Consider the following 245-nt stretch of genomic DNA (forward strand, 5'->3'; position numbering starts at 1 on the left):
AAAATTCTAATCGTCGGTTGGTTGCGCGGGATCATCCCTTCACCGCGCCAATCGTCCGGCGGGGTTTTATTGGGCTTTGAATCAGTAATAACACCACGACGGGGGGGAGGGCGACTACGATCGTGCCGGCCGTGGTGTTGTTGATGCGGCGGGCGTGGGATATTGTCTATTCGCTGTCCTTTGTCGTCAGGGAAATTTTGTAATTTTTCTGGGTTTAGTAGGATAAGAACGACGGCGTTCACGAG

Annotated in this window: 1 protein-coding gene; it reads right to left on the reverse strand. The window is 52.7% G+C overall.

Annotated elements, in window-relative coordinates:
- The coding region (locus ACCD05_RS32040) for a hypothetical protein (RefSeq protein ID WP_413397724.1) at positions 1–245 on the reverse strand (245 nt) is incomplete at both ends.

This window comes from Rhizobium sp. Rhizsp42, assembly GCF_047304155.1.
Lineage (GTDB): Bacteria > Pseudomonadota > Alphaproteobacteria > Rhizobiales > Rhizobiaceae > Rhizobium.